The 14,035-nt window shown below is 59.5% G+C and carries 15 protein-coding genes; 9 read left to right on the top strand and 6 right to left on the bottom strand.

Annotated features, from left to right (window positions below):
* Positions 1-28 precede the first annotated feature (28 nt).
* A complete protein-coding gene (dusA, locus tag B7O88_RS04120; RefSeq protein WP_088273959.1) occupies positions 29-1,045 on the top strand; it encodes a tRNA dihydrouridine(20/20a) synthase DusA in 1,017 nt (338 codons plus the stop codon).
* A 59-nt stretch (positions 1,046-1,104) separates the two neighbouring features.
* Positions 1,105-2,055: a transaldolase gene (tal, locus tag B7O88_RS04115; RefSeq protein ID WP_088273958.1), complete on the top strand. Its 951-nt coding sequence runs from the start codon at positions 1,105-1,107 to the stop codon at positions 2,053-2,055.
* Here the strand turns inward: tal and rssC are convergent.
* Entirely contained in the window at positions 2,044-2,532 is a 489-nt protein-coding gene (gene rssC / locus B7O88_RS04110) for an anti-sigma factor antagonist RssC (protein ID WP_088274321.1), read from the bottom strand. The two genes, tal and rssC, sit on opposite strands and share 12 nt — an antisense overlap.
* A complete protein-coding gene (locus tag B7O88_RS04105; protein ID WP_088273957.1) occupies positions 2,532-3,722 on the bottom strand; it encodes a PP2C family protein-serine/threonine phosphatase in 1,191 nt (396 codons plus the stop codon). Before B7O88_RS04105 ends, rssC begins: the two co-directional genes overlap by 1 nt.
* A 230-nt stretch (positions 3,723-3,952) precedes the next feature.
* Between B7O88_RS04105 and B7O88_RS04100 the strand changes: the two genes are divergently transcribed.
* The gene (locus B7O88_RS04100; RefSeq protein ID WP_160003140.1) at positions 3,953-4,258 is read left to right on the top strand and encodes a PilZ domain-containing protein; all 306 of its coding nucleotides are present in this window, start codon (positions 3,953-3,955) and stop codon (positions 4,256-4,258) included.
* A gap of 24 nt (positions 4,259-4,282) precedes the next feature.
* Here the strand turns inward: B7O88_RS04100 and B7O88_RS04095 are convergent, their stop codons facing one another.
* Complete coding sequence (locus B7O88_RS04095) at positions 4,283-5,011, bottom strand: MlaA family lipoprotein (protein ID WP_235005727.1); 729 nt, start codon at positions 5,009-5,011, stop codon at positions 4,283-4,285.
* Positions 5,012-5,113: 102 nt separating this feature from the next.
* Between B7O88_RS04095 and B7O88_RS04090 the strand changes: the two genes are divergently transcribed.
* The 3 genes from B7O88_RS04090 to B7O88_RS04080 all read left to right on the top strand — a co-directional run bounded on the left by B7O88_RS04090 (position 5,114) and on the right by B7O88_RS04080 (position 6,519).
* The gene (locus B7O88_RS04090) at positions 5,114-5,548 is read left to right on the top strand and encodes an acyl-CoA thioesterase (RefSeq protein WP_088273954.1); all 435 of its coding nucleotides are present in this window, start codon (positions 5,114-5,116) and stop codon (positions 5,546-5,548) included.
* A 63-nt stretch (positions 5,549-5,611) separates the two neighbouring features.
* Complete coding sequence (locus tag B7O88_RS04085) at positions 5,612-6,166, top strand: hypothetical protein (protein ID WP_088273953.1); 555 nt, start codon at positions 5,612-5,614, stop codon at positions 6,164-6,166.
* A 74-nt stretch (positions 6,167-6,240) separates the two neighbouring features.
* Positions 6,241-6,519, top strand: coding sequence for a DUF4404 family protein (locus B7O88_RS04080; RefSeq protein WP_088273952.1), 279 nt, complete (start codon positions 6,241-6,243; stop codon positions 6,517-6,519).
* Positions 6,520-6,560: 41 nt separating this feature from the next.
* Here B7O88_RS04080 and queF read toward each other — a convergent pair whose 3' ends face one another.
* From queF to B7O88_RS04065, 3 genes are read right to left on the bottom strand one after another with little or no spacing between them, the layout of a single operon-like run.
* Positions 6,561-7,397 carry an NADPH-dependent 7-cyano-7-deazaguanine reductase QueF gene (gene queF / locus B7O88_RS04075; protein ID WP_088273951.1) on the bottom strand — a complete coding sequence of 279 codons (837 nt, stop codon included), beginning with the start codon at positions 7,395-7,397 and terminating at the stop codon, positions 6,561-6,563.
* A 50-nt stretch (positions 7,398-7,447) separates the two neighbouring features.
* Positions 7,448-8,224 carry an ABC transporter permease gene (locus B7O88_RS04070; protein WP_088273950.1) on the bottom strand — a complete coding sequence of 259 codons (777 nt, stop codon included), beginning with the start codon at positions 8,222-8,224 and terminating at the stop codon, positions 7,448-7,450.
* Between the two features lie 2 nt (positions 8,225-8,226).
* Complete coding sequence (locus B7O88_RS04065; RefSeq protein WP_088273949.1) at positions 8,227-9,159, bottom strand: ABC transporter ATP-binding protein; 933 nt, start codon at positions 9,157-9,159, stop codon at positions 8,227-8,229.
* A 228-nt stretch (positions 9,160-9,387) separates the two neighbouring features.
* Here B7O88_RS04065 and B7O88_RS04060 point away from each other — a divergent pair, with 228 nt between their 5' ends.
* The 3 genes from B7O88_RS04060 to B7O88_RS04050 all read left to right on the top strand — a co-directional run bounded on the left by B7O88_RS04060 (position 9,388) and on the right by B7O88_RS04050 (position 13,917).
* Entirely contained in the window at positions 9,388-10,698 is a 1,311-nt protein-coding gene (locus tag B7O88_RS04060) for a spinster family MFS transporter (protein WP_088273948.1), read from the top strand.
* Positions 10,699-10,942: 244 nt separating this feature from the next.
* Positions 10,943-13,411 carry an acyl-CoA dehydrogenase gene (locus tag B7O88_RS04055; RefSeq protein ID WP_088274320.1) on the top strand — a complete coding sequence of 823 codons (2,469 nt, stop codon included), beginning with the start codon at positions 10,943-10,945 and terminating at the stop codon, positions 13,409-13,411.
* Positions 13,412-13,515: 104 nt separating this feature from the next.
* A complete protein-coding gene (locus B7O88_RS04050; protein WP_088273947.1) occupies positions 13,516-13,917 on the top strand; it encodes a PA2817 family protein in 402 nt (133 codons plus the stop codon).
* The last annotated feature ends 118 nt before the right edge of the window (positions 13,918-14,035 follow it).

Genomic DNA, 14,035 nt, shown 5'->3' with positions numbered 1-14,035 from the left:
AAAACAGGCAATAAACAGGCAGTAGAAAATGCACGCAGAATCGCCCTCCAGCCCAGTAACCACGCGCCAAGAGCCCAATCGCCGCTTCAGCGTTGCGCCGATGATGGACTGGACTGATCGCCACTATCGCTACTTTGCGCGGCTGATCAGCCGGCACGCATTGCTGTATACCGAGATGGTGACAACCGGTGCGGTGCTGCATGGTGATCCCGAGCGGTTTCTGGGATACAGCGCCGAGGAGCAGCCGCTGGCGTTGCAATTGGGCGGCAGTAATCCGCAGGAGCTGGCTCAGTGCGCGGTGCTGGCCGAGCGAGCCGGCTACGCCGAGGTCAACCTGAACGTCGGCTGCCCCAGCGACCGGGTGCAGAACAATATGATCGGCGCCTGCCTGATGGCGCATCCGGCGCTGGTGGGTGACTGTGTGAAGGCGATGCAGGATGCCTGCAGCACGCCGATTACGGTCAAGCATCGCATCGGCATTAACGGCAGGGAGAGTTACGAGGAACTGTGCGATTTCGTTGGCACTGTTCACGCCGCAGGCTGCACCAGCTTCACAGTGCATGCGCGCATTGCCATTCTGGAGGGGCTGTCGCCGAAGGAGAATCGCGAGATACCGCCGCTGAAGTACGAGGTAGTGCATCAGCTCAAGCGCGACTTCCCGCAGCTGGAAATCAGCCTCAATGGCGGCCTGACCGACCTGGAGGTCATGCAAGCTCAGCTGTCTTACGTTGATGGGGTTATGGTCGGTCGCGAGGCGTACCACAACCCTTGGCTGCTATCCGAGGTGGATCACCGCTTCTTCGGTGACGACCATCCGCTGCCGTCACGGATTGAGGTGATGGCACTGATGCGGCCGTATATTGAGCGCCACATCGCCGCCGGTGGCCAGATGCACCACATCACCCGTCACATGCTCGGGCTGTTTCAAGGCTTGCCCGGCGCACGCCACTTCCGCCGCGAGCTGAGCACCACGATCCACCGCACCGACAAGCCGCTGGCGCTGTACGATGCGCTGCTGGAGCAGATGCAGGCACGCGTTGGCTGATTGCGGCTGTCAAAGCCTATGAGGTAAGGTCGGAGCATACTAGGGAGTACCACCGCACCATGACCTCAAAACTCGAAAGCCTGAAACAACACACCCTGATCGTCGCCGACACCGGTGACATCGATGCCATCCGCCAGCACCAGCCGATCGACGCGACCACCAACCCCTCACTGCTGCTCAAGGCCGCAAGCCTGCCCAGCTGCGCGCCTCTGCTGGATCGCTCAATCGGCGAGGCAAAAGGCAGCGTAGAGCCACTCAGTAACGCCTGCGATCGCTTTGCGGTAGCGGTTGGCAGTGAAATCCTGGGGCTGATCCCGGGCCGCATTTCCACCGAGGTGGATGCCCGTCTGTCGTTTGATCAGGACGCGACCTTTCGCAAGGCCTGCGAGCTGATCGAGCTGTACGAACGTGCCGGCATCACCCGTGATCGGGTGCTGATCAAGATTGCCGCCACCTGGGAAGGGATTCAGGCGGCCGCCGCGCTGGAGCGCGAAGGCATCCAGTGCAACCTGACACTGCTGTTCTCGTTTGCGCAGGCCCAGGCCTGTGCCGATGCCGGGGTCTATCTGATTTCGCCATTCGTGGGCCGCATCTATGACTGGTACAAACAACACGAAGGCCGCGACTTCAGCGGGTTTGATGATCCGGGCGTGCAATCGGTGGCGCGCATCTTCCGTTACTACAAGGCGCACATGTACGAGACAGTCGTGATGGGTGCCAGCTTCCGCAATACCGGACAAATCGAAGCCCTGGCCGGCTGTGACCGCCTGACCATCAGCCCGCAACTACTGGAGAGTCTGGCCGATCAGGCCGGCACATTGACGCCGTCACGATTGCTGCGGGAAGGGTCTGCCGATCCCCGTATCGAGCTGGATCAGATCGGCTTTCGCTGGACTCACAATGAGGACGCCATGGCAACCGAGAAGCTGGCTGAGGGAATTCGGGCTTTCGCGGCAGACCAGCTCAAGCTGGAACAGTTGGTTGCAAGCCGACTGGGCTTAGCTGTCTGACTTTTCCAGTGCACTGACCAGGTCGCGAAACGCTTCACGGTTACTGTCGTTGAGGTCCATCAGAATGCGATGGGCCTCCAGCACCTTGTGTTTGACCTTGTCTTCGGAAAGCATCTGCGCCGGCAAATCCTGCAGCTCCTCGCAGGTCGGCGTGGATTCGGACACGATATTGAAGACCTGATCAAACCCCATGCTCTGCAGCAGACGGTTCATGTCTTCATGGTTGGATACCAGCGTCGGCAAAAAACCAACCTTCTGCCGCGACAGGATTGAAAGCTTGGCAAGCAGCCCCAGCGAGGTGCTGTCGATGCACTCTGTCTCTGTCAGATCGATCACAATGGCCTTGAAGGTCAGCACACTGAAGATCTTTTCGATATAGGCATCCAGCGCCGCACACAGCGTCAGGCGCACGTCACCGATAAACTTGAGCACAAAGGTGCCTTGCGCTTCCGCAAACTGAATCTTGCCAGTCGTCATCATTCTGCGTTCCTGCTCAACACCAATACGGATATATCATCGGGCATCGTTTTATCGGGCCCCAGCCCGAGGGACGCCATGATACCTTGCATGCGGCCATCCTGCTCGGCTATCAGCACAGGAAGACGCGCTTCCTTCTCCTTCAGGGTAGCCCCTTGCAGACAGTCCAGCACACCATCGGAACACAAGGTAAGACTGAAGCGTTCCGGCAAAGGGATGGTCTGATCCTGATACTCGGCATCCTCGAACAATCCTACCGGCCGCCCCTTGCCTGTCAGATAGTGCGCCTCGCCATCGGCGTAGATCACCGGTAGCGGCAGATGACCACCAATACTGTAGGTCAGAGTCTGGTCCTGCTCATCAATCACACCACCGAGCATGGTTACATGCTTGCCAAGCTTGCAGCTGATCAGACTGCGGTTGATGTGGCCCAGCACGTCTGAGGGCTTGAACTCGATACGTCCCTGGCCTTCCAGCTTGCGACGCTCATAAAGCAAACGGGTGGTCATGAACTTGAGCAACACGGTCACGAAGGCGGAAGAAGACCCATGCCCGGACACGTCTGCCAAATAGAACGCCAGCTGCGAGTCGGATACTCGGAAATAGTCAACAAAGTCCCCCGAGAGGTACAACGACGGAATCAGTTTGTGCTCAAGGGTGTACTCGCCACTGACCCAGGGTGTGACAGGCAGCATGTTGAGCTGCACCTGATGCCCGGCAGCCTGATCGTCACGCAGCTCCTTGAGGTGGACCTCAAGCTCGCGGTTGGCACGTTCAAGCCGCTCGCGAATCCGTTCGTTCTCCAGACGCAGACGATAACGGTCAAGCGCTCGCCGCACCGCGTGCTCCAGCACCTCGGGGTCATTCAGGGGATTGAGCAGAAAGTCGCTGGCACCCAGCCTGAGCGCCTGCACCACGTCATTCATTGCGCCGTCGGCGGACATGACAATAACCGGGGCGCCATGCGCCGACTCGGTCATCTGGCGAACCAGCTCAAAGCCCTGATTGTCGCCGAGTTGCAGATCACACAGGATCAGCTCGGGATGCCGGGTGTTGAACAGGGTCAGGCCGCTACCGGCGTTCGTCGCCTGGAGCACGTCATACCCGTTCCCTTCCAACAGTGCCGACAGACTCTGACGAGCCTTGTCGTCGTCATCGATCACCAGCAGTGTGGTGCCTGGAGGCTGCATAGAATCCCTACGTCATTGTCGCTGCGCGCATCATTCGCGGCGACCACAGGGTGATTTGGATAAACCGGAAATAACCCGGCGTTTTCAAGGGGGAAACACTACTCCCATCCGTTGCCGCAAGCAACCGTTGCAGAAGGACCGCAGGGTGCTTGTCGAGGTCTCGACTCGGAACTAGGATGACGGGTAGAAAACCAGAAAAACCGACATATCTGCCAGAGCCGGAGTCGCCGATGTCGTTTCATGATCAGCAGTACAGTGAGAAGCGTGATTTCATGCGTATGACGGTGGAAACTGCCGCCACACTTACCTTTGGTGCCGATAACCATTCGTGCGACGTTATTTGCCGCGACCTTTCCAACCAGGGAGCCCAGGTCACGGCGGGTGAAGCCGTCGCCGCTGGCACGCTCATCACCCTGTCGATTCCCTCACCCACCCCCGGCATGCAAGGGCTGCAGGCCAAGGGAGAGGTAGTACGCTGCCAGGCAGAGAACAACGGCCGCTTCAGTATCGGGCTGCGATTCGACAGCCTGAACTGAGACAGCCGTGCCCCACCCCGGCGATCAGAACTCGTCGGGGACGTTACCGTCACGCACCTTGTATTCGCGATTCTGAAGAAAGGCATTGCGAACAAAGGTGTAGCGATCTCCGGTAATCAGGCGCTCCTGATCCAGCAGACCACTGCGGATATCAACCGTCTCCAGCGCAAACATCTGGTTACGAACGCGCACGTCGTTCATGTAGCCGGTATAGGTGTAATTGAAGAAGTTCTCCGGAAGCTTCGACGCCGTATCACGCACTGTATTGGGCCCAAGGAAGGGCAAAACCAGATACGGACCGCTCTCAACCCCCCAGTAACCAAGGGTCTGCCCCAGGTCCTCATCGTTGCGCTCCAGCCCCATGCGAGTAGCCACATCCACCAGACCGAAACCACCCAGCAAGGTATTGAACAGGAAGCGCGACATGTCGACGCCGGCTTCGTTGAACTTGCCCTGCAGGCCATTGTTCAGGAAGTTGGCCGGTTCTTCGAGGTTGTTGAAGAAGTTGCCCACCCCATCGCGCACAAACTGCGGGGTTACCGCCTTGTAGCCCTTGGCAACCGGCTTGAGCGTATAGCGGTCTAGCGTGTCGTTGAAGCTGAAGGTGACGCGATTGAAACGCTCCCACGGATCCGGGTCCGCATACTCCGACGCGTAATCGTCGTAGTCATCGGCGGCAAAAACGGGTGTAATACAGGTCAGCGACAGCGCCGACAACACCATTGCCAAGGCTCCTGTATTCAACAGATTCATCAGCGGTTTCTCCATTCTTCGCTTTTGAGATGCAGTCGCCGAAGGGCTCTGCGGGCCTGCCAGTGTAATGCATAATTTCCGTGAATTTCAGCGATATTTACCATGACCGATCCGAACAAGACCCTGCTCTATACCACCGAAATCCCCATTCGCTATGGCGATATGGACAGCAACCAGCACGTCAACAACACCCGGTATTACCAGTATCTGGAAGACGCCCGCATCGAGTGGCTGGACGGCCTGGGGGCGCCACGGCGCGAGGTAGGCCAGGGCCTGGTGCTGCTGACCTGCACCCACCATTTTCTGAAGCCGGCCTTCCACCCGGGCACCATCATTGTTGAGCTGTACGCCGGCGTGGTTGGTCGCACCAGTCTGACGCTCGAGCACAAGCTTTACATCAAGGGCCAGCCCGATGTGATAGGGTACGGCGACGTCAAGATGGTCTGGATTACCGTCGACAATCAGCGCCCGATTCCGGTACCCAACAGCGTTCGGCTTGCCATGGGAGCCGAGCCGCTGGACGAAGCCGGGTCATAAATCTGACACATTCTGTAACCATCATGTGCGGTCAACACGCGTTTGCGACCAGGAGCACCGCACATGACCGCACAGCAGATCGAGGCTGTTATCTTCGATCTTTCAGGCACCTTGACAACGGCCCGACCGCAGGCCAGCGCCGCCACATTGCTGCCACGGGCTATTCCTGCCCTGGAGCGGCTACGCAGTGAGGGCATTCGCACCGGCCTGATTATTCAAGCTCCTGACCATCCGTTCGCCTCGCTGGACGCGCTAACCGACGCCACCGTTCGCAGCGACGACCAGCTGCGCCCCTTCCCTGCGCCCGACCTTCCCGCCGCCGTTGCCGTGCGCCTCAAGGCCAGCGCCCTGAAACGCTGCATTCTTGTGAGCGGCTGCGCCGACGGCATCAGCGCGGGGCTCAACGCCGGCCTTTGGACGGTTGGTACCGCACTCAGCGGCGCTCTGGACCGACATGGCAACGAGCGCTGGGCAACACTGACACATGACGAACAGGATCGCATACGGCTGCAGGCAACCATGACGCTGATGAACGCTGGCGCTCACTATGTCATTGATGACATTAGCGAACTTGACAGCTGTCTGCGGGATATTGCGCTGCGTCAGACAACGGGCTGATTGGCGCAAAAGCGGCGGACGTCGTATTGATCTGGGGGTATAGTGGAACCAAACCGGATGGACAGGAGAACCGTATGCCCTCAGATCGTTTGAAGTCTCAGCTGGAGTCTTTGCAGCAAACACTGAATGAAAGCAACTCGCCGCTCAGCAGCGAAGAGCATGAAGCCCTGCAGGCGCTGGCAACCAGCCTTGAGGCACGACTGCTGAATGAAACCACGGATCTGCAAGTTGATGAAGACCCAAGCCTGGTGGACGGCGTCAACCTGATGGCCGAACAATTCGAGGCCCGTCATCCCACCCTTGCAAGTACCCTGCGCAGCGTGATGCAGAGCCTGGCCGACATGGGCATCTGACAATCCCGGTGCTCCGCTGCGGCGGAGCACCGGTCCTTTTCCTACTGTCGAGCCAATCGCAGGTTTTCCGGCATGCCGGGTTGCGTTGAGCGCCAGGGATTGATGTCCAATCCGCCCCGACGAACATAGCGCGCATAAACCGTCAGCGTCGCCCCTTCACCCAACAGCTTGAGAATATCCAGGAAGATACGTTCCACGCATTGCTCGTGGAAATCCGAGTGCTGCCTGAACGACACCAGGTAGCGCAGCAGAGACGCGTGATCGAGTTGAGGCCCGCTGTAGCTGATCTGCACAGAACCCCAATCCGGCTGCCCTGTCACCGGGCAGTTGGATTTCAGCAAATGACTGTGAAGGACCTCGGTCACCGGCCCTGCGTTGGGTGCAAGGGTCAGCAGCGACGGATCGTAACTGTACTCGGATACCTCAACCTCCAGATCATCGATACAGGTGCCGGGCAATGCCAGCAAACCCGCCTGATGCAGCTGCTGCATGCTCAGCAAGCGGACCATGACCGGCCCCTGCGCCGCAACCGACAGGTCGGTTTCCAGCGTCTTCAACAGGTCATGGCGATCACGAAAAACCGTCTGATTGAGTGAGTTCAGGTACAGCTTGAAGGACTTGGATTCGACAATCCGCGCCGCCTTGATCGGGAACACGAACTCGGCCGCAGCCACCACGGGCTTGCCAGAGGGTGTCAGCCAGGACAATTCGAAGCAGTTCCAGATATCAGCGCCGTGAAACGGCAGTTGCTGCGGATCCAGCCCCAACTCCTGCCATTTCGGCAGTCGTGAGATTGGATACAGCAGCGACGGCGTGTAAACGCTGATGTAGGTACTGGACTTGCCCAGCGGCGACTCGGTCGCAGGATGATCAGACATGGAATACCCCGGGGATCGACAACGGGCCGCCGGCTGACGGCCCGCGCCCATTATTGCCGCATACCCGTGCCTCTGACCAGCAACCAGTAGCTCACGCTGTAGAGCGCCACGGTAAAGATAGCCATGATGATCAGGGCAGTCGCGATTGGAATATCGGACACCCCCAAAATGCCGTAACGGAACGCGTTGACCATATGCAGGATCGGGTTGACCTGCGACACCGCATGCCAGAACGGCGGCAACAGGTTGATCGAGTAGAACACCCCGCCGAGATAGGTCAGCGGCGTCAGCACGAAGGTCGGCACGATCGAGATATCGTCGAAGGTCCGGGCGAATACCGCGTTGATAAAGCCGCCCAGCGAAAACACCAGCGAGGTAAAGAAGACCACCACAATGGTCAGCCAAACGTGCTCAACACGCAGCTTGGTGAAGAACAGTGACGTCAGCGTTACAATCAGCCCGACGGCCAGCCCGCGGGCAACGCCGCCAAAGGTGTAGCCAAGCAGGATCACATGCGGAGAAACCGGCGCGACCATCAGCTCCTCTATAGAGCGCTGAAACTTGGTACTGAAGAAACTCGAGACCACGTTGGAATAGCTGTTGGTAATCACCGACATCATGATCAGGCCCGGTACGATGTAATCGATATAACGGAACCCGCCCATCTCGCCAATGCGACTGCCGATCAGGTGACCAAAGATGACGAAATACAGCGTCATGGTGATCGCCGGCGGGAGCAATGTCTGCGCCCAGATCCGGGTAAAGCGGCGAATCTCCTTGGTCAGGATGGTCGTGAATGCCACCCAGCCCTGTTGCCAGTACTGCATGCTCAGGCCCCCTTCTTCTCGGCGTTTTCATCCACCAGCGTAAGAAACAACTCCTCCAGCCGGTTACTTTTGTTGCGCATGCTCACCACCTCGATTCCGGACTCTGTGAGCGCTGCAAACAACGCATTCAGGCCTTGCGCCTTGTCCACCTGTACCTCAAGCGTATGCTCGTCAACCAACCGCGCGGCGTAACCTGCCAGTGCCGGCGCGTCGGTCAGGGTCTGGCGCGTATCGAGCAGGAAGGTTTCGACATGCAGCTCTTTCAGCAGCGCGCGCATGCTGGTGTTATGAATGATCCGGCCCTCATCGATAATCGCGATGTGGCGGCACAGCTGCTCAGCCTCTTCCAGATAGTGCGTGGTCAGCACAATGGTGATGCCTTGGGCGTTGATCTCCTGAAGGAACTGCCACATCGAGCGGCGGATTTCGATATCAACGCCGGCGGTGGGCTCATCCAGAATCAACAGTTTGGGCTCGTGGATCAGCGCGCGGGCAATCATCAGCCGACGCTTCATGCCACCGGACAGCATACGAGAGGGTACGTCGCGTTTTTCCCACAAACCAAGTCGCTTGAGATAATGCTCGGCGCGCTCACGTGCGCGGGCCAGCGGTATACCGTAATAGCCGGCCTGGCTGACCAGAATGTCGATCACCTTCTCGAACTGGCTGAAGTTGAACTCCTGCGGCACTACCCCGATGCAGCGCTTGGCTGCAAGCAGCTCGCGATCAATGTCATGCCCGAAGATGCTGACCTCACCTGCCGACTTGTTGACCAGAGAAGACAGAATCCCGATCGTCGTCGACTTGCCTGCCCCATTGGGTCCCAGCAGAGCAAAAAAATCGCCCTCGCGCACCTCCAGATCAATGCCCTTGAGAGCGCGCATCCCGGTGGCGTAGGTCTTCTCAAGCCCCCGGATACGTATAGCTGCTGTCATGCCTTGCCTCACGCTTGGAAGTGGAGGGCTAACTATGGGGGCAGATACGCAGGAATCAAGTCCAACTGCTCGAACCTCGAGGAATTCGCACCTAAACCGCGAATACAAATACCGCTGTGCGGAATAAGCGGCTTACAATTTTGCTACAAATGCAGCCATGCGGTTGATTGTTACGATCTGCGGGACAACGTATTCTCGCCGCAGAACAACAAACGCCGGAGACAACACATGGCCCAAACGCCAGACACCGCAGCTGACACGCAAGACGTCAGTTATCGCATTACCCCCGCCTATCGACGCTACGCGTTGTTTATTCTGGTCCTGGCCTACACGTCCAGCCACGTCGACCGCAACATCGTCGGTATCCTGATCGAACCCTTGAAGGCCGACCTGTTGCTGTCGGACACCCAGCTGGGCTTCCTGTCCGGCATCGCCTTTGCCCTGTTCTACGCAACCCTTGGTATTCCGATCGCGATCTTTGCCGACCGCTCCAACCGCCGCAACATTATTGCCTGGTCCATTGCTATCTGGAGTGCAATGACTGCGGTGTGCGGTCTTGCGCAGAACTTCTGGCAACTGGCAATCGCCCGCATCGGCGTCGGCATCGGTGAAGCCGGCTCCAGTCCGCCGTCGCACTCGATGATTGCCGACCTCTATCCGAAGGAGCAACGCTCCAGCGCCATGTCGATCTATGCCCTGGGCGTCTACCTCGGGATCATGATTGGCTTTATCGTCGGAGGTTTTGTCGCTGAATGGTGGGGCTGGCGTGCTGCCTTCTTCGTGGTTGGCCTGCCCGGCATCCTGATTGCCCTGCTGGTGCGTTTCACCATGATCGAGCCGCCGCGCGGCTTCGCGGATGGCGTCAAGCCGCCGCCGATGGGCAAGGTCAATATCAAGGCCGGTTTTGCCGTATTGTGGCGCGTGCGCACCACGCGCCACGTGGTTTTGGGGGTTACCCTGACGGCACTGGTCGGTTATGGCACCATCGTCTGGAACCCGGCGTTCCTGATTCGCAGCCACGGCCTGACTCCTGGCCAGGTAGGTCTTTTCCTTGGTCCGCTCATGGGCGTTGTTGGCGGCCTGGGCGCCTGGATTGGCGGCATGCTGGCAGACAAACTGGCAGCACGCGACGCCAGCTGGAACGCATGGATTGTTGGCGTGGCCAAACTGCTGGCGATTCCGTTCATCATTGCCTTTTATATGGTAGACAGCACCTTCTGGGCCCTGGTTGTGTATTGCCCGGCGGTGTTCCTTGGCGCCTTCTATCTCGGCCCCAGCTTCGCCATGATCCAAAGCCTGACCCCGCTGCGTAGCCGCGCCCTGGCCTCGGCCATCATGCTGCTGGTACTGAATCTGGTCGGCCTGGGCCTGGGCCCGCAACTGATCGGCATTGTCAGTGACCTGGTCAGCGGCCCGTTCGGCTCTGACAGCCTGCGCTATGCTTTGATCGGCGCGGCATTCGTCAACATCTGGGCCTGCGCGCACTACTATCTCGCCGGTCGCACTATCCGTCAGGACCTCGACACCGTCGACGCCTGACGCCTCCGTTACGGGCGCCTTATGGCGCCCTTAATACCCTGTCACTGCTCCACTCCCGCCCCTGCCACCCAAACCGGCTATGCTGAAAGGGTGCTGAACAACGATATTCCTCCGCGGCATTACCACACATCGCCCGGCACCGAGCGCGTCATCGCCTGCGTCCGTCGGGGATCGAAGGTCGAACGGAATTTTTCAGCACATCCTCTGGTCTGCAGAGATGTACCGAAAAGGAGTGCGTATTATGATGACCCTGCTTTGGCTGATCGGCCTGCTACTGTGTATCGCCGGCCTGGCCTACATCCGAACGAGCCTGCTCAATGCCACCATCGGCGTAGCAGCCTATCTCGCCGTAATGACGCTACTCGGCTCTACCCACTGGCTGCTTGATCTGCTGTTGTGGGCTGTATTCCTTGGCATCGCCGTGCCGCTCAACCTGCCGGACTGGCGTCGCCAGAGTATCAGCGCGCCCTTGCTCGGGTGGTTCCGCAAGGTACTGCCCCCGTTATCGGACACCGAACAGCAAGCCCTGGATGCCGGCACCGTCTGGTGGGACGGCGAGCTGTTCAGCGGTCGCCCTGACTGGGGCAAACTGCACAATTTCCCGACCCCGCGCCTGAGCGATGATGAGCAGGCATTTCTCGATGGCCCGGTTGAACAGCTGTGCCAAATGACCAACGAGTGGCAAGTCACTACCGAATTACAGGACCTGCCGCCGCAGGTCTGGCAATTCATCAAGGACAACGGCTTCTTTGGCCTGATCATTCCCAAGGAGTACGGCGGCAAGGGCTTCTCGGCCTACGCCCACTCCCAGATCGCGATGAAACTGGCCAGCCGCAGCGGCGATCTGGGCTCGACAGTCATGGTGCCCAACTCGCTGGGCCCTGCCGAGCTGCTGATGCACTACGGCACCGAGGAGCAGAAACAGCACTACCTGCCCCGCCTGGCCCGTGGCGAAGAGGTCCCCTGCTTTGCCCTGACTGCGCCTGAAGCCGGGTCCGATGCCGGAGCCATGCCCGACAAGGGCATCATCTGCAAGGGCCAGTGGAACGGCGAGGAAGTCATCGGCCTGCGCGTTACCTGGGAGAAGCGCTATATCACCCTTGGCCCCGTGGCAACGGTGCTGGGCCTGGCCTTCAAGGCCTATGATCCGGATCACCTGCTCGGCGACGAAGAGTCGCTTGGCATCACCCTTGCGCTGATTCCCACCAACACCGAGGGTGTCAACATCGGGCGACGCCACTTCCCGCTCAATGCTGCCTTCATGAACGGTCCCAACTCGGGCACAGACGTGTTCATCCCCATGGACTACCTGATCGGCGGGCAGGAACGCATCGGCCAGGGCTGGATGATGCTGATGAACTGTCTGTCGGTCGGGCGCTCCATCTCGCTGCCGGCCGGCAGCATTGGCGCCGCCAAGATGGCCAGCATGACCACCGGCGCCTATGCCCGAATCCGCCAGCAGTTCAATCTGCCAATTGGCGAGTTTGAAGGCATTCAGGAAGCGCTGGCCCGGATCGGCGGCAACACCTATGTTATGGATGCCGCGCGCACCATGACCGCCGGCGCCGTCGATCTGGGCGAAAAGCCCTCGGTGCTGTCCGCAGTGGTCAAGTACCACCTTACCGAGCGCATGCGCCAGTGCATCAACGATGCCATGGACGTGCACGGCGGCAAGGGCATCTGCATGGGTCCACGAAATTACCTCGGCCGCGCCTATCAGTCCGTGCCGATCTCGATCACCGTCGAGGGCGCCAACATTCTGACCCGCAACATGATGATCTTCGGCCAGGGCGCCATTCGCTGCCATCCTTATGTCCTGCGGGAAATGCAGGCCGCCGCACTGGACGATCAGAACGAGGCACTAACCCGCTTTGATCGACTGCTGTTCGAGCACATTGGCTTCTCGCTCAGCAATGCGTCCGCCAGCCTGCTGCTGGGCCTGACCGGTGGACGTCTGGCCGGAGCGCCGGACTACCCGCAAACCCGCCGTTACTACCAGCAGCTTTCACGTCTGGCGGCCACTTTTGCCACGCTGACAGACTGCACCATGCTGATGCTGGGCGGTGAGCTGAAACGTCGTGAGCGACTCTCCGCACGCCTGGGCGATATCATGAGCAATCTTTATCTTGCCAGCGCGACACTCAAGCACTTCGACGACCAGGGGCGCCAGGAGGAGGATCTGCCCTTCGTACAGTGGGGACTGGAAGACCTCCTGCATCGGATCGAAACCAGCCTGCACGAGGTGCTGCGCAACTTCCCGAACCGATCGATGGGCTGCCTGCTTCGCGCCGTTGTCTTCCCGCTCGGTCGCAGGCTTGATCCGCCGAGTGACCGGATCGGCGCCGAAATAGCCCGCCGCCTGATGCGCCCGGGCGCCTCACGTGATCGGCTGATTGCCGGCTGCTATCAGAGCGCGGATCCAAACGACGTAACCGGCCTGCTCAACAGCGCGCTGAGCAAGGTCATCCTCGCCGATCCTATCGAAGCACGTCTGCACAAGGCCCTGCGCTCGGGCGAGCTGGATCATGACAGCGATGCCGATACGCTGGCAGTCGCAGCCGAAAGCGGCGTGATCAGCCCGGAGGAAGCCGAACTGGTGCGCGAGGCTCGTGCTGCGCGCCTGGCGGTGATTACCGTCGATGATTTTTCGAAGGAAGAAATGACTCCGCATAAACCCGCTCGCCGCAAGGCCGGCAAAACCGAAAGCACCTAGTGCGACAGGTGGCCGGCCACCGCGCCGGCCACCCTCTGCGCGCGCCGCGCGGTGCAGCTCACAACCTGATAGACTCCCCGCCATTGCGCTATCAGGAGTCCTTCATGAACAACACACTCGGCTATCACGACTATCACCTGGCTCTGTTGCAGAGCCTGTACGACACCATCCGCACCCAGTCAGCACTGCTTGAACAGCTACCGGAAGAAAGCAACGAGCTGTTTATGGAGCGTTTCAATGAGCTGCTGAACCAGCTGCAACAGGGCAATCACGATGATATGTATCTGGGCCAGGATATCCTCTGCCAGATTATCGCCCGCTACCCACAGATCGCCCACCTGATTCCCCGCGACCTGCTCTGGTACTTTGGCGGCGACTGCCTGCACTTCATGCCTGACGAAGAAATCGCCCAATATCAGTTGCTGGATGAACACCGTGCCGAAGCGGAAGCCCGCGGCGAACCCTTCGACTGGGAGCAGGCCCGCCAGTTGCTGCAGGCGCGCTGAGTCGATCACCGGCCTGCCTCATTGAGGCAAGGCCGGCCCTGCCGCCCTGCCCTTACTGCGCACCCGAATTTCGGGCACAAAAAAACCGCCTCAAAGACGGTTTATTTGTTAAATCTAG

Origin of the sequence: Halopseudomonas aestusnigri (genome assembly GCF_002197985.1) — a bacterium.
In the GTDB taxonomy this organism is placed as follows: domain Bacteria; phylum Pseudomonadota; class Gammaproteobacteria; order Pseudomonadales; family Pseudomonadaceae; genus Halopseudomonas; species Halopseudomonas aestusnigri.
The sequence above is the reverse complement of the archived record's forward strand: the minus strand, read 5'-3'. Positions and strand labels throughout refer to the sequence as shown.

Bases quoted from the DNA above. Each gene is read 5' to 3' on its own strand.
- B7O88_RS04055 (WP_088274320.1), top strand. From the start codon at position 10,943: ATGACCCTGCTTTGGCTGATCGGCCTGCTACTGTGTATCGCCGGCCTG.
- B7O88_RS04085 (WP_088273953.1), top strand. From the start codon at position 5,612: ATGACCGCACAGCAGATCGAGGCTGTTATCTTCGATCTTTCAGGCACC.
- B7O88_RS04095 (WP_235005727.1), bottom strand. From the start codon at position 5,011: ATGAATCTGTTGAATACAGGAGCCTTGGCAATGGTGTTGTCGGCGCTG.
- B7O88_RS04100 (WP_160003140.1), top strand. From the start codon at position 3,953: ATGTCGTTTCATGATCAGCAGTACAGTGAGAAGCGTGATTTCATGCGT.
- B7O88_RS04105 (WP_088273957.1), bottom strand. From the start codon at position 3,722: ATGCAGCCTCCAGGCACCACACTGCTGGTGATCGATGACGACGACAAG.
- B7O88_RS04060 (WP_088273948.1), top strand. From the start codon at position 9,388: ATGGCCCAAACGCCAGACACCGCAGCTGACACGCAAGACGTCAGTTAT.
- B7O88_RS04050 (WP_088273947.1), top strand. From the start codon at position 13,516: ATGAACAACACACTCGGCTATCACGACTATCACCTGGCTCTGTTGCAG.
- rssC (WP_088274321.1), bottom strand. From the start codon at position 2,532: ATGACGACTGGCAAGATTCAGTTTGCGGAAGCGCAAGGCACCTTTGTG.
- queF (WP_088273951.1), bottom strand. From the start codon at position 7,397: ATGTCTGATCATCCTGCGACCGAGTCGCCGCTGGGCAAGTCCAGTACC.
- dusA (WP_088273959.1), top strand. From the start codon at position 29: ATGCACGCAGAATCGCCCTCCAGCCCAGTAACCACGCGCCAAGAGCCC.
- B7O88_RS04070 (WP_088273950.1), bottom strand. From the start codon at position 8,224: ATGCAGTACTGGCAACAGGGCTGGGTGGCATTCACGACCATCCTGACC.
- B7O88_RS04080 (WP_088273952.1), top strand. From the start codon at position 6,241: ATGCCCTCAGATCGTTTGAAGTCTCAGCTGGAGTCTTTGCAGCAAACA.
- B7O88_RS04090 (WP_088273954.1), top strand. From the start codon at position 5,114: ATGACCGATCCGAACAAGACCCTGCTCTATACCACCGAAATCCCCATT.
- tal (WP_088273958.1), top strand. From the start codon at position 1,105: ATGACCTCAAAACTCGAAAGCCTGAAACAACACACCCTGATCGTCGCC.
- B7O88_RS04065 (WP_088273949.1), bottom strand. From the start codon at position 9,159: ATGACAGCAGCTATACGTATCCGGGGGCTTGAGAAGACCTACGCCACC.